This is a genomic window from Kribbella aluminosa (genome assembly GCF_017876295.1).
Taxonomy (GTDB): Bacteria; Actinomycetota; Actinomycetes; order Propionibacteriales; family Kribbellaceae; genus Kribbella; species Kribbella aluminosa.
In genome coordinates, this window is record NZ_JAGINT010000002.1 from 2,598,990 (window position 1) to 2,612,230 (window position 13,241).

Here is a 13,241-nt window from a genome sequence, read left to right on the forward strand (position 1 = left end):
CGATGGGTCGAACCTGGACGGGACGGCGCGGACGTCAGCCGAACATTGAAGACAATCACCGTTCTATATCTCTACGTTTCTGTTCTTTCCCTTGATCTTCTCTTCTTTCAGTAGGTTAGAAACCCTCAGTCGAGCGCCGAAGCAGGACGTCACTCCGTATTCTTCTTTTCTGTTCTTCTTGGTGGGTTCACTACAGGTCGGTGTGGCCGAGCCATGGGTGGGTGGTGAAGGTGGCGGTTGGGGAGTCTGGGGTTTCTAGTTCGAGGATGGCGAGGTTGTTGGTGCCGGCAACGAGTAGGGGGGCCGGGACGTACAGGGTGTGCTGGGGGCCGCGGCGCCAGTAGCGGCCTAGGCAGAAGCCGTTGATCCAGGCGAAACCCTTGCCCCAGGCATCGGTTCGGAGGAACAGGTCGGACTGGGCGTCCGCCTCGAACGTTGCTCGCCAGGCGGTCGGGCCGGTGCCGATGGTGGTCGGCGTTGGGCCGGCCGAATGCCACAGGCGGGGGAGGTGGTCGAGGTCGATCGGGCAGACGGACCAGTCGGACAGCTCGGTGGTGCCGAGGAGGAGCGGGGCGATCAGGCCCTTCGGCTCGCCGATTCGTGCGCCGTAGTTGACACGTCCCATGTCCTCGACGACGAGTTCGAGCCGGCCGCGGGTGTGCGGGAGCATGATTGTGCGCTCGTGTCGTTCGCGTTCCAGTACGCCGACCGGTGCGCCGTCCAGGAACACCTGCACCCGGTCGCGGACCTCGCCGAAGGTCAGTGCTGCCGGCCCGCCGTGGCGCAGTTCGGTGCGGAAGATCGCCAGCCGGGCGTCGAGCTCGTCCAGGGTCGGTACGTCGTGGTGCTCCGACCAGCTCCCGCCCGGACAGGCGAGAAGCCCGATCGGGTCCGCCAATGCAACGTTGAACTCAGGCGCAGCCGCCGCTGGCGAGAGCGACGATGAGGGCGCAGGCGAGGACACCGACGAGGGCACCGACGAGGGCGCAGCCGCCGACGAGGGCGCGGGTGGAGGCACCGACGACGGTGTCGGGGCGTGTCGGGAGATCGCTTCGCGGAAGGCGAAGTACTTTGCGGTTGGGTTGCCTGCCTCGTCGAGGGGGGCGTCGTAGTCGTAGGAGGTCACGGTTGCGCGGTACACGCCCTTGTCGTTGGCGCCGCTGGTGAGCCCGAAGTTCGTCCCGCCGTGGAACATGTAGATGTTCACGGAGGCGCCCGCGGCGAGCAACGCGTCGAGCTCAGAAGCCGCGTCGGCCGCCGAGGTCGTGTGGTGCCGGCCGCCCCAGTAGTCGAACCACCCGTCCCAGAACTCCATGCACATCAACGGCCCGGTCGGCTGGTGCTTGCGCAGGGTCTCCAGCCGCGCCTCGACCCGGGACCCGAACGACCCGGTCCGCAGTACGCCGTCCAGCCCGCCCGCGGTGAGCATCTCGTCGGTCGGCTGGTCGACCGTGACGAGCGGAACCGTCGTACCGGCGGTACGGATCACCTCGGCGAGCGCCTTCAGATACGTCTGGTCGTCCCCGAAGGCGCCGTACTCGTTCTCCACCTGTACGAGGAGGACCGGCCCGCCCTGGTCGATCTGCAGCGGCCCGACGATCTCCAGCACGTCCTGGAGATACCGAGTCACCGCCGTCATGAACTGCGGCTCGAGCCGCCGTACGCCGAGACCCGCCGTACGCAGCAGCCACGGAGGTAGGCCTCCGTTGTCCAGCTCGGCGCAGATGTACGGGCCGGGCCGGACGATCGCGTACATCCCCGCCGCGGCCACTTCGCGCAGGAAGCGGCCGAGGTCGAGGATCCCGGTGGTGTCGAACTCACCGGGCCGTGGGCTGTGCAGGTTCCACGGGACGTAGGTCTCGATGGTGTTGAGCCCCATCTGCCGTGCCTTCTCGATGCGGTCGGCCCAGTAGTCCGGATGCACCCGGAAGTAGTGCAGCGCACCGGAGATGATCTGGAACGGGCGGCCATCCAGCAGGAAGTCGGATGGACCGATCGTGAAGTCGGGCACGTGTTCTCGTTTCGGTAGGGGCGGTCAGCCGTTGACCTGGAAGCCCTGCTGGTTACCATACGAAACCAGCGCGTCCTGCCAGGATTTCAGGCCGGTGTTCAGGTCGGACTTGGACTGGTACGACTTGCCGACGGTGTCGCCGTAGATGCTGTTCGCGTAGAGCTCGTACGGCAGGTAGGTCCAGCCCTTGACCACGGAGTCGGCGGCACCGGTCAGTACTTCGTTGATCTTCTGGCCGCCGAAGTACGCGCTGCCCTTGCCGACGAACGCCGGGTCCTTCAGGTCGGCCGTGGTGGCCGGGAAGCCGCCGCTGGCGAGGAACGTCTTGACGCCCTCGTCGTGGTTCAGCCAGCGGACGAACGCCGCCGCGAGGGCCGGATTCTTGCTCTGCTTGAGGACGGACTCGGTGCTGCCGCCGTTCTCCGCGGTGGCCGGTTGGCCGTCGTACGTCGGCATCGGCGCGACCGCCCACTTGCCGGCGCCGGCCTTCACCGAGGACTCCATCACGCCGGGCATCCAGGCACCGGTCGGCAGCGTCGCGATCGTGCCGTCGCCGAGCGCCTTGTACCACTCGTCGGTCCAGCCGGGGATGCTCGACACCAGGCCGCCCGTGACGAGCTGGTTCCAGGTCGCGGTCCACTTCTTCGAGCCGTCGTCCTGCAGGTTGATCGTGACGTTCTTGCCGTCGGTCTTGAACGGCGTACCGCCGGCCTGCCAGATCATGCTGGTGGTGAACCCGGCGTCGCCGGAGTCGTTGCTGATGTACGCCTTCGGGTTCGCGGCGTGCAGCTTCTTCGCGGCGGCGACGTACTCGTCCCAGGTCTTCGGTACGGCGATGCCGTACTTGGCGAAGACCTCCTTGTTGTAGAACAGCGCCATCGGCCCGGAGTCCTGCGGCAGCCCGTACAGCCCGCTGCCCGCGTGGACCGAGGCCCAGGTGGAGGCCGTGTACGACGACTCGTACTGCGAGAACCCGTACTGGTTCAGGTCGACCAGCGAACCCGGCAGTGCGAACTGGGGGAGTGCCTGGTATTCGACCTGTGCGACGTCGGGAGCGCCCGAGCCGGCCTTGATCACGTTCTGCAGCTTGGTGTACTGGTCGTTGCCGGTGCCGGCGTTGACCAGGTTCACCTTGACGTTCGGGTACTGCTTCATGAACGCGTCGACCTGCGCCTGCGCCGACGGCGTCCAGCTCCAGTACGTGAGCTCGCCGCCCGCCTTCAACGCGGCGTCGACCGCGTCAGCAGAGCCTGTGGTCGTGCCGCCGCTGGCACTGTTGTTGGACGATCCGCCGCCGCACGCCGCGACGACGGCCAGCGCCGTCAGTGCGGCCCCGGCAACCACCAGCTGCCGGAGGCCACGAAGGTGTGACTTCATGCTGTTTCCTTTCACTTCACACTGCCGGCGCTCAGGCCTGATTGCCAGAAGCGCTGGAGAAGGAGGAAGGCGATCACCAGCGGAACGATGGTCAGCAACGATCCGGTGATCACCAGGTTGTAGATGGGACGGGCGCCCACTCCGGTCGCCTGGTTGCTCCACTGGGTGAGCCCGACGGTGAGCGGGTACAGATTCGGCTTGCTGAGCATGATCAGCGGCAGGAAGTAGTTGTTCCAGGTCGAGACCATCGCGAACAGCAAGGTGGTCACGATGCCCGGGCTGAGCAGCCGCAGCGCCACCGTGAAGAACGTCCGGACCTCCCCGGCGCCGTCGATCCGGGCCGCCTCGAGCAGCTCCGGTGGGACCGCGTCGGCGGAGTAGACCCACATCAGGTAGAGGCCGAACGGGCTGACCAGCGACGGGATGATGATCGCCCACACGGTGTTGGTCAGCCCGAGGTTGGAGAACATCAGGAACGTCGGTACGGCGAGCGCCGTCCCGGGTACGGCGACCGCGCCGAGCAGTACGGCGAACACCGCGCGGCGGCCGGCGAACTTGTACTTCGCCAACCCGTAGCCGGCGGCCGTCGCGAGGAGTGTCGCCCCGCCGGCGCCGACCACGACGTACAGGAGCGTGTTGCCGAGCCAGCGCAGGAAGATCCCGTTGTCGTACGTCAGGGTGTCCTTGATGTTGGCGAAGAACGCGAAGCTCTTGCCGAACCACAGGCCGGGCGTGGACAGCAGGTCGTCCTGGGTTTTCGTTGCGCTGAGCAACAACCAGACGAGCGGGACGATCGTGTAGAGCAGGTACAGCACCATCACGCCGGTGAGTACCTTGGAGCGCTTCGGGCGCAGGGGCGACGTCATGACACTCACAGGGCCTCCCTGGATCCGCGGAGTTGCACGACGTACGCGATGATCGCGGTGATGATGCCCATCACGATCGCGACGGTGGCGGAGTAGTTGAACTGCTGGCCGGCGAACGAGAGGTTGTAGGCGTACATGTTCGGCGTGTAGTACGTGTTGATCACGTTCGGCGCCAGCGTGCGCAGGATGTTCGGCTCGTTGAAGAGCTGGAAGCTGCCGATGATCGAGAAGATCGTCGCGATCACGATCGCCCCGCGGAGCGCCGGCAGCTTCACCGCGAGGATGGTCCGGAACGTGTTGGCGCCGTCGATCGCGGCCGCCTCGTAGAGCTCGCCGGGGACCGTCCGCAGCGCCGAGAAGAAGATCAGCATGTTGTAGCCGACGAACTCCCAGGTGACGATGTTCGCGATCGACGGCAGCATCCAGCCGCCGCTCAACGGCTTCAGCGCCGTACCGAGCAGGTCGTTGAGGTTCGCCGCGAGGCCGAAGTTGTCGCCGTAGATGTAGCCCCACATCAGTACGGCGACCACGCCCGGTACGGCGTACGGCAGGAAGATCACGATCCGGAAGAAGCCGGCCGCGTGCAGCCGCGCGCTGTCGATCGCGAGCGCCGCGAGCAGCGCCAGCGCCAGCATCACCGGCACCTGCACGACCAGGAAGATCGCCACCCGGCCGAAGGACTCCCAGAACTTCGGGTCCTGCAGCGCCTCGGTGTAGTTGCTCAGGCCAACGAACGCGCGGCCGCCGAAGAACGCCTGCTCACGGAACAGGCTGAGATAGATCGCGTACCCGATCGGGGCCAGGAAGGTGACCGCGAAGACGGCCAGGAACGGGCCGACGAACAGCCACCCCTTACCGTCCTTCGACGCCCGCTTCCGCCGGGTCGCGGGCCGTACCACCACCCGCTGGGCCACGGACTCCGCCATGTCCGTCGACCTCCGTTTCTGTTTGTTTCTGTTTACGCAAACATCTGAGCCGGACGCTAGCCTGTTTACGTGAACATGTCCAGCGATGTGTGACGTAGGAATCAGCGGGGCCTGCGCGGTGCGGCGGTGCGGCGGTGCTCGGACGATCAGCGGCGCTTACGCGGTGCGGCGGTGCTCTCACGGATGATCAGCGGTGCGGCCACCGTGCCGTGGAAGTCGGTCAGCGGGGCGCCCTGCCGGAGCTGCCGGAGGATCAGCTCGACCAGTTCGTTGCCGATCTGCTGGAACTGCTGCCGGACGGTGGTCAGCGGCGGCCAGAAGTGTTCGGCCAGGTCGATGTCGTCGAAGCCGACGACGCTCACGTCCTGCGGTACGCCGCGGCCGGCCTCGTGCAGTGCGTGGATCAGCCCGCACGCCATCTCGTCGTTCGCCGCGAACACGGCCGTGACGTCCTTGCGCTTCGCGAGCACCTTGCCCAGCTCGTACCCGGAGTCCGCGGACCAGCCGCCGCGGAGGATCGCCGGCACCCTGCGGCCGGCCTCCTCGAGCGTCTGTCGCCAGGCGGTCGCGCGCAGATCGGCCGGCCCGGAGTCGTCCGGCCCCGCGAGGTGGTGGACGGTCTTGTGCCCGAGGTCGAGCAGATGCTGTACGGCGGCCTTGCTGCCGCCGACCTGGTCGGCGCCGATCGCGGGGTGGTGGCCGATGAACCGGGAGTCCGAGACTGCTACCGGCAGAGTCGGGGGCAGCGCGAGGGTGGTCGGTGTGGCGGTCTCGGCGCGGATGATGATCAGCCCGTCGATCGCCTGGTGGTTGAGCTGCTGCACGGCGTCGCTGACGTCGCTCGACGACGGCGTCTCGACGTCGACCAGGCTGACCGAGTACCCCTCGCGGCGGGCGGCCTCGATGACCGCCTCGATGGTTTTCGACTCGCCGGTGCGGATCACCTGGTGCGCGATCAGCCCGATCGAGCGGAAGTTCCCGCGGCGGAGTGCGCGGGCGGCGTGGTTCGGTGCGTAGCCGAGCTGCCGCATGGCTTCGAGGACGCGTTCCTTCGTCTCCGGGCGGACCGGCTCCGCGCCGGTGGAGACCCGGGAGACGGTCTGCGCAGAGACCCCGGCCAAGCGCGCCACGTCACCGATCGAGGGCCCCGACTTCGGATGCCCCTTGACTCCGCGACGCGACGGCTTGGGCTGGTTCGACATGGGATCAATATAGGGAGTGTTCTCAGTTGTCGCGGGAGATCAGCAGCCAGCTGAGCTGGATGTCGGGGGAGCGGGTGGGGGTGATTGTGACCGTGATGTTGCCGTCGGCGCCGACCTGGATGCCGGCGTAGGACGCGGCGGTGCCGGTTGCGGTGAAGAGGCGTTGATTGTCGACAATCCGGTTGTTGATTGTTATCTGGGCCGCGCGGTTCGCCCACGGCCAGGGGTCGTAGTAGCCGGCGTGGACCGTGTAGATGCCGGGGGCGAGGCCGCCGAAGGTGTAGACGAGCGGCTCGTGGTTCTTGGCGTAGCGGAGGGTCGTGTAGAGGTCGCCGGTGCCGGACGGGGCGCTGGATCCGGTGTAGCCCCAGGTGGTGCCGGTGCTGGGGTCGGTGCCGAGCGGTTGCTCGGGTGCCGAGTTGAGCAGCGGCTGCTGCGCGGCGAGCGTGGTCCAGTCGGGCGTGGCCGTGCCGCCGGCGTTCACGGCGTACCGGAGATTGTGGGGGACCACAACGACCGAGCGGGTGAAGGTCCGGCCGTCGGCCAGCGTGCCGCGCAGGTTCCCGGGTCCGGGTTGCGTGACGCTCGCCGGGTCCCAGGTGACGGCGACCTGTTGCGCGCCGCGCGCGGTAGTCACCGTGACCGCAGACGGCAGGTTGCTGGTGTCGTTGAGCCAGACGTGGTCCGGGATCGTGCTCGTCACGGTCCAGCGCGTGTACGGCGTGAGGTGGCTCAACGACCACTCGGTGTCCGGGCCGACGGTCAGCGAACCGCCTTCACCGAAGGTCATCGGCATCCACACGTACGGCGCGTTCGCGAGATCGCTCGGCGTCCAGCGGTCGCCCATGAACAGGAACTTGTTCTGCTTCTGGTCGATCGTGATCACGTTGGTGCTCTGCGACCCGTACGTCGTCGCCGCGCCGGATCCGCTGATCGGGACGCCGCGATCGGTGAACTGACCGAGGATGTTCGGCGAGGTCGCGTAGTGCAGCGGATTCGGGTCCCATCCCGTCGCGCCGGACGTCAGCAGGTAGTACGTGCCCTCGGACTTGAACATCGCAGGCGCTTCGCGCTGGTTGCAGACCAGCGTCCGGGTGAAGTCCTTGCCCTGCACGGCCCGGTCGGGCGACGCGGACAGATACGTGTAGGACTTGTTCAGCTTGGAGATGTACATCGTCCGGTTCTCCTCGGACGAGTAGATGATGTACGCGGTACCGTCGTCGTCCACGAACAGGTTCATGTCCCGCGCCATCCCGCCGGCCGGGTCGAACGACGATCCGCTGCCGCACCACGGGACCGAGTCGCTCGGCACGTGGTCGAGGCGGTACGAGTCGATCCAGCGGAACGGGCCTTTCGGCGAGTCCGCGATCGCCACGCCGGCCTCGGCGCGCGCGTAGTTCGACGTACTGGTCGGCGACGACGGCCCGTCGGAGTGCACCCACATCACCCACTTGCCGGTGGACCTGTTGTAGACGACCTTCGGCCGCTCGAGGATCGACGAGGTCGCCCAGCCGTCGGTGCGCACGTTGTTCGTCGACAGATCCCGCCAGACGGTCTCCTTCTGCGCGGGCGTGTAGTGCTTGTAGAGCTTCGCGAAGTACTTGTCGTTGTCGAACTGGTCGACCGAGCTCATCGCCCGCAGCGCGAGCCCCTCGTCCTTCCAGTTGTAGAGGTCGTACGACGAGTACAGGTGCACGCCGGGGCTGTTGTAGTACCCGTTGCTGCGGTCCTCGCCGTACCAGTAATAGACCCGCCGCCCGTCCTCGTCCTTCGCGGCGACGACCTGTCCACCGTGCGCCTGGATCACCTTCCCGCCCGTGTCCAGCCACGGCTGCCCCGGCCGGAACGAGCCGTTCGGCGCCGCCGTACTCGTCGGCACCACCCACAAGCTGAGGCCGAGCGCGGCCAGCAGCACACCAATCACCATCCGAGTCCTGTGCACATCTGCTCCTCGGTTGCCACCAGGAATGTTTACGTGAACAGAGTCGGCTGATCGAGCCGCCCGCGCCACCCCTGGGCGTGTCGAATTGCACGTATTGACATTCGGGTGAGGGGGCTTCCGGAGCAGACCGCTGACGTACTCCCCGCGTTCGTAACTCTCGGACCTGGGGGCGTTGTGTCGGTTCGTCCTGTTCAGCTGCTGCGGTGGGGGCTGCCGGCGGCGTTGGTGGCTGGTTCGTTGGTCGCGTTGACCGGATCGTCGGGGTCGGCGGCCGAGCCGGGGCGAAGGTCAAGGCGGACCCCGCCGTCGAGCTTGCCGCGCTGAGCTACCGGCGGCAGGTGGCCGCCGTACAGGACGGCAATGCACTCGCCAGCAAGCTGCTGAGCCGCGGCGCCAGCCTCGCGGTGCACAACTGGTCCGGCCGGCCGACGGTCCCGGCCGTCGGCGCGCGCCCGGACGACTTCTCGCAGTACGCCGACCCGCAGCAGCGTCGCCGTACCGGTCAGCACCAGCACCTTCCCGCGCTGCCGCCGAACTCGTGCCCAACGCCAACGTAGGAACGACGCGAAGTGCAGCACGGGGTGACACCCCCGGTCGCCCACCGTCGCGATGTCAATCACAAGCTCAACCGAAAGAAGCAGCCGTCCGCGCACGTTCGGCCAACTTCAGAGGACTCCCTTTGGGCTGCGGTGGAAGCCTGGGAGATCCTCGTGACCGATGCGGTGGAGCAGTTCCTCGAAGCGCTGTATGAGGGCGATCGGGCCACCGCACAAGCTGGTCAACCAGGCGATACTTGTGCTGGAGCGCAACGGTCCAGCTGAAGGCCGCCCGCTGGTGGACACCATTACTGCGTCGTCGATCCCGAACATGAAGGAGCTGCGGCCGGGGTCGATGGGTAAGAGTGAGGTTCGCATTCTGTTCGTGTTCGATCCGTAGCGGTCCGCGATCCTGCTGATCGCCGGTGACAAGGCCGGCCAGTGGCAACGCTGGTACCGGGAAGCGATACCGCAGGCCGAGCAGTCGTACGCGATGTTTGAAGGAGCGCCGGAAGGAGATCGGGCGATGGGCGGGTACCGCAAGTGGCGAGATACCGACCACCTCGAGCGCGCCGTCGAGACGGCCGGTGGCCCGGACGAGTTCAACCGCGAAGTGCAACGAATGCGAGACGGGGCCCGTGGCTGGCGGCTTGCCGAGCTGCGCAAGCGTCGTCGCCTGACCCAGGCAGAGGTGGCACACCGGATGGGGATCTCCGTTTCCCGCGTCTCGCAGATCGAGAAGGGTGACGTCTCCACCCGAGACGTTCTCGACCGCTACGTCGCCGCCCTCGGTGGCACGCTCCACCTGGTGGCCGACTTCGGCGACGAGCAGCTCAAGGTCGGCTAGTACCGACTCCCAGGGCGACGTGCCGGAACAGCTCAGCCGGCTAGTAGTTGGATCTCTGCCAGGTTGGTGAAGCCGCCGTGGGGGTCGGTGATTCGGATCGCTGGGTACGTCGCTTGGGTTGCCAGGGGGTAGGTGTACCACTGGTCGCCGGAGGTGATGCCGGTGATGGTGGTGAGGGTTGTCCAGGTTGTGCCGCCGTCGGTCGAGGCCTGGACCAGGTCACCGTTGGCGCGGTCGGGGAGGTTGCTGCGTGGGTGGACGCGGACCGTGTCGAAGGTCAGGGTTGTACCGGGCGGCGGAGTGACGGAGACCCAGCCGGTGCTGGTCGTGGTGTCGGTGAACGTGGTCAGGTCGCCGTCGAACATTCGCCAGCCGTTGGCCTCGGGGGTGCCGACGCCGGGGTACGCCGGGCTCGACGCGACCACCCAGCTCTGCTGGATCGGCACCGTGCGGACGTGCGTGTTCCAGAGCGCGAGCGACGTACCGTCCGTGGTGTAGACGATCGTCGCACCGGTCTGCCCGGCCGCGGTCGTGTAGTCGACGGTGAACTGCAGCGCCCGACCATAAGCGACGTCGTCGGGCAGCGTGACAGTCGCCGTCCAGTGCTGGTCGTCGGTGTGGCTGACCTGCGCCGCGAGACCCTCGATCGACGCCTCCAGGTGGCTCAGCGGCTCGGCGGCCGCCATCGTCAGCGTCACCCTGTCACCGTTCTGCGCCAGCTTCGGATCGCTGTCCGACGACGACAGCGACACCGCGTTCAGCGCCGTACTGACCTCCGCCCGCTGCCCGTAGATCCGGAACTCGCTGAAGCTGGAGATTCCTGGGTACGCCGGATCCGTGGGCGGGCCGGGATGATCCACCTGCAGCTTCAGGAACCGGAAGCCGAGGCCCTTGACCTCGTCCCGGACCGCGATCTTCTCCAGCGCGAACCCTTGACCCGAGGTGTCGGTGGTCTCCCGCGACGTCAGCACCGTCCAGGTCCGGCCGTCGTTCGAGCCGTACACGTTCGCGCCCTGCGTCCGGTTACCGAAGTTGTACCGCGCCTGCAGCCCGAAGGCGTCCGCGGTGACCCGGAAGACGGCACCGAAGTCGATGACCGCGGGCGCCCGCAGGTCCCCGGAGTAGGTGTTGAAGTCGCCGTCGAGCATGTTGCCCAGGGCAACCTGTGACAGCGACGCCGACGTCGCCCGTCCCCAGTAGTCGAACGAGCCGTCGTCGCTCAGCGTCGGGGTCAGCTTCTCGAGGTGCGCGACCGCGGTCTGCAGCGCGACCAGATCCGCGGCGAAGGTCGCCGGTTCCGCCCCAACTCCTGCCTCGGCCGCGGCCTTGGCCGACTCGACCGCAGTACGAGTGGACCGGACGTACGTCGTTCCCGCGTCGTAGCCCGTGAGCGCCGAGTTGACGGCGTCCTGACGAGTCGCGCTGACCGACAGGCGCACCCGCAGTACTGAATCCGTGGTCGCGTTGGAGGCGACGACGAACGTGTCGTGGTCACCGACCTGGCCAGGGTTCGGCTGCCAGGTCAACGCACCGGTCGCCGGGTCGAGCGACGCCCCCGCGGGAAGAGCCGCACTGTAGGACAGGGCGTTGGTGGCGGACAGTGTTGTGGAGAAGAGCTCGCCGGCCACCGCGAGCAGCTGTACGTCGGATCCCTGGGCGAACTGCGGCGGCGTGAGCTGGTCCTTCGCCTGCAGGTTGATCGCGTCGACGTCGACGGTGATCGCGGGCGACCCGGTGACCGTGTAGTACGCGAGCGAATCGCCGCCGGCGTTCCCGCGGAGCTTGCTCGTGTCCATGTCGTACGTGACGTACCGCCAGGCGCCGTGCGTGTCCGGCAACGTCAGCGTGTAGTACGGAGCGAGCCCCTGCTCCTTCCGGAGTTGCAGCGTCGCCGTACCGTTCGTACGGATCCGGACGCCGACCGGGCTGTACCCGTTCCGGTTGTCGTACAGCATCGTCCGTACGGCGATCGTCGTACCGCCGCGCAGGGGCCGCATGCGCACGTACCCGTCGCGCACCGACGTACCCGGGGTGAGCGGCGTACTCCGCGTCTCCGCCTGCACCAACGCGTCACGCTGCACCGGAGGCGCCGAACCGGCGACCGAGGCCGGGAAGGACAGCCACGAGTCCGGGTTGAAGTCGGGGTTGCTGTTCCAGAAGTTGTACGACGACGTACCCCAGTAGAACTGGGCGCCCGAGTCCTGCCTGGTGGCGACCTCGGTGATACTCGGCGCGACCGCGGAGATCGCCGGCCCGAGCTTCTGCCGGTAGATCGTGTAGAGCTCGTTCGTCGGATCGAAGATCCGCCCGCGGTACGCCTGCGACAGCACGCCGCCGCGCTGGGTGGTATCGATCCACGGGATGGTCTTGCCGATCATGAACGCGAAGAACTGCTCGGCCCCGCGGAGTAGCCGATCGCCGCCGAAGGCGTACACCGACACCGCGTCCGGCCGGGCCGACACGGTGCCGCGGACCGGGTCCAGCCTGGTGCCCTGGATGTCGATGACACGGGCGAGTTGGGTCAGCATCGTCACGTCGTCCCAGGCGTGTGCCTGGTCGCGGCCCATCTCCTGCAGCTGGACGAACGTCCTGTGGTACGGGTTCCGCGGGTCGTGCTTGGAGATCACCGGCATCACCTTGCTGAGCGCGCCGTTGGTGTCGTCGTCGGGGTTCGCCGAGTTCACCGAGAACCACTCGACTGCCTCGCGGTAGCGCGGCAGGTTGTCGGTGAATACGTAGCCGGCGATCGCGCCGATCAGCGAGTAGCTGTGCTGGCCCATGAAGTTGCGGTTCCGGTACAGGAACGCACTTGTCAGCGGCACGATCAGATTCCCGGTGAGGTCCGCGGTGTCGCCGTCGCTCCACTTCAGGTCGTAGCCGTCGGCGGCCGGCGCGGTGACCGACGAATAGCGCAGGATCTCGGCAGCCGCCAGCATCCGCAGCAGCGGTGCGCCGCTGTGGATGTGCGCGTCCGGGTAGTAGACGTAGCCGTTCGGATCCATGTGCGCCCAGATCCGGATCAGCTTCAGACTGTTCTCGCGGTAGACCGGGTTGCCGTTGAGGAAGTACAGGATCGCCTGTGTGTACGCGCGGAACGCGTCGTCGATGAACTTCGACTCGACGCCCTGCGAGTTGAAGGCGGCGGTCCCCGGCCGGTCCACGACGGAGCCCTGGTTGCGGGAGCTGAACGTCGTCGAGGCGTACGTCGTGGCGGTCATCGCGGCGTAGTACGACGCCCACGGCTCGACTCCCGCGCGGGTCTGCTTGCGGGCCAGTTCGAGCGACGACGCGCTCACCGCCAGCCCTGGGTGGACGAAGCCGGCACTCGACCGCACGGGGGTGAGTACCGGCAGCGGATCAGCGGCGGGTGCAGCGGCGGCGACCGGTACGACGCCGACGACAGCGAGGAGCACGGCCAGGACGGCCAGTGCGATCGATCTGAGACAAGCCATCGAACACTCTCCAGCGGGTGTGACGGGGTGGTGACAGGCGCGTCGGAGCCTCGCACCGGCACCCACCCACCGCCAGCGCCCG

The 13,241-nt window shown here is 67.4% G+C and carries 10 protein-coding genes; 3 read left to right on the plus strand and 7 right to left on the minus strand.

The window, feature by feature from the left end:
* Positions 1 to 190: 190 nt before the first annotated feature.
* The 6 genes from JOF29_RS33760 to JOF29_RS33785 form a co-directional block, all read right to left on the minus strand.
* Positions 191 to 2,011, minus strand: a complete 1,821-nt coding sequence (locus JOF29_RS33760; RefSeq protein WP_209698420.1) for a glycoside hydrolase family 35 protein — start codon at positions 2,009 to 2,011, stop codon at positions 191 to 193.
* 24 nt (positions 2,012 to 2,035) lie between these two features.
* Positions 2,036 to 3,388 (minus strand): ABC transporter substrate-binding protein, encoded by a 1,353-nt coding sequence (locus JOF29_RS33765; RefSeq protein WP_209698421.1) that lies wholly within the window; start codon positions 3,386 to 3,388, stop codon positions 2,036 to 2,038.
* An 11-nt stretch (positions 3,389 to 3,399) separates the two neighbouring features.
* On the minus strand, positions 3,400 to 4,254 hold the full coding sequence (locus tag JOF29_RS33770) for a carbohydrate ABC transporter permease (protein ID WP_209700147.1): 855 nt from the start codon (positions 4,252 to 4,254) through the stop codon (positions 3,400 to 3,402).
* Between the two features lie 5 nt (positions 4,255 to 4,259).
* On the minus strand, positions 4,260 to 5,180 hold the full coding sequence (locus JOF29_RS33775) for a carbohydrate ABC transporter permease (RefSeq protein WP_209698422.1): 921 nt from the start codon (positions 5,178 to 5,180) through the stop codon (positions 4,260 to 4,262).
* 146 nt (positions 5,181 to 5,326) lie between these two features.
* On the minus strand, positions 5,327 to 6,382 hold the full coding sequence (locus tag JOF29_RS33780) for a LacI family DNA-binding transcriptional regulator (protein ID WP_209698423.1): 1,056 nt from the start codon (positions 6,380 to 6,382) through the stop codon (positions 5,327 to 5,329).
* Between the two features lie 22 nt (positions 6,383 to 6,404).
* On the minus strand, positions 6,405 to 8,309 hold the full coding sequence (locus JOF29_RS33785; RefSeq protein ID WP_209698424.1) for a glycoside hydrolase family 43 protein: 1,905 nt from the start codon (positions 8,307 to 8,309) through the stop codon (positions 6,405 to 6,407).
* A 218-nt stretch (positions 8,310 to 8,527) separates the two neighbouring features.
* Between JOF29_RS33785 and JOF29_RS33790 the strand changes: the two genes are divergently transcribed.
* From JOF29_RS33790 to JOF29_RS33800, 3 genes are all read left to right on the plus strand, one after another.
* On the plus strand, positions 8,528 to 8,881 hold the full coding sequence (locus tag JOF29_RS33790) for a hypothetical protein (RefSeq protein ID WP_209698425.1): 354 nt from the start codon (positions 8,528 to 8,530) through the stop codon (positions 8,879 to 8,881).
* Between the two features lie 190 nt (positions 8,882 to 9,071).
* Complete coding sequence (locus JOF29_RS43905) at positions 9,072 to 9,260, plus strand: type II toxin-antitoxin system RelE/ParE family toxin (protein WP_245359718.1); 189 nt, start codon at positions 9,072 to 9,074, stop codon at positions 9,258 to 9,260.
* Positions 9,261 to 9,386: 126 nt separating this feature from the next.
* Entirely contained in the window at positions 9,387 to 9,707 is a 321-nt protein-coding gene (locus JOF29_RS33800; protein ID WP_245359720.1) for a helix-turn-helix domain-containing protein, read from the plus strand.
* Between the two features lie 32 nt (positions 9,708 to 9,739).
* Here the strand turns inward: JOF29_RS33800 and JOF29_RS33805 are convergent, their stop codons facing one another.
* Positions 9,740 to 13,159, minus strand: coding sequence for a discoidin domain-containing protein (locus tag JOF29_RS33805; RefSeq protein ID WP_209698426.1), 3,420 nt, complete (start codon positions 13,157 to 13,159; stop codon positions 9,740 to 9,742).
* Between the last annotated feature and the right edge of the window lie 82 nt (positions 13,160 to 13,241).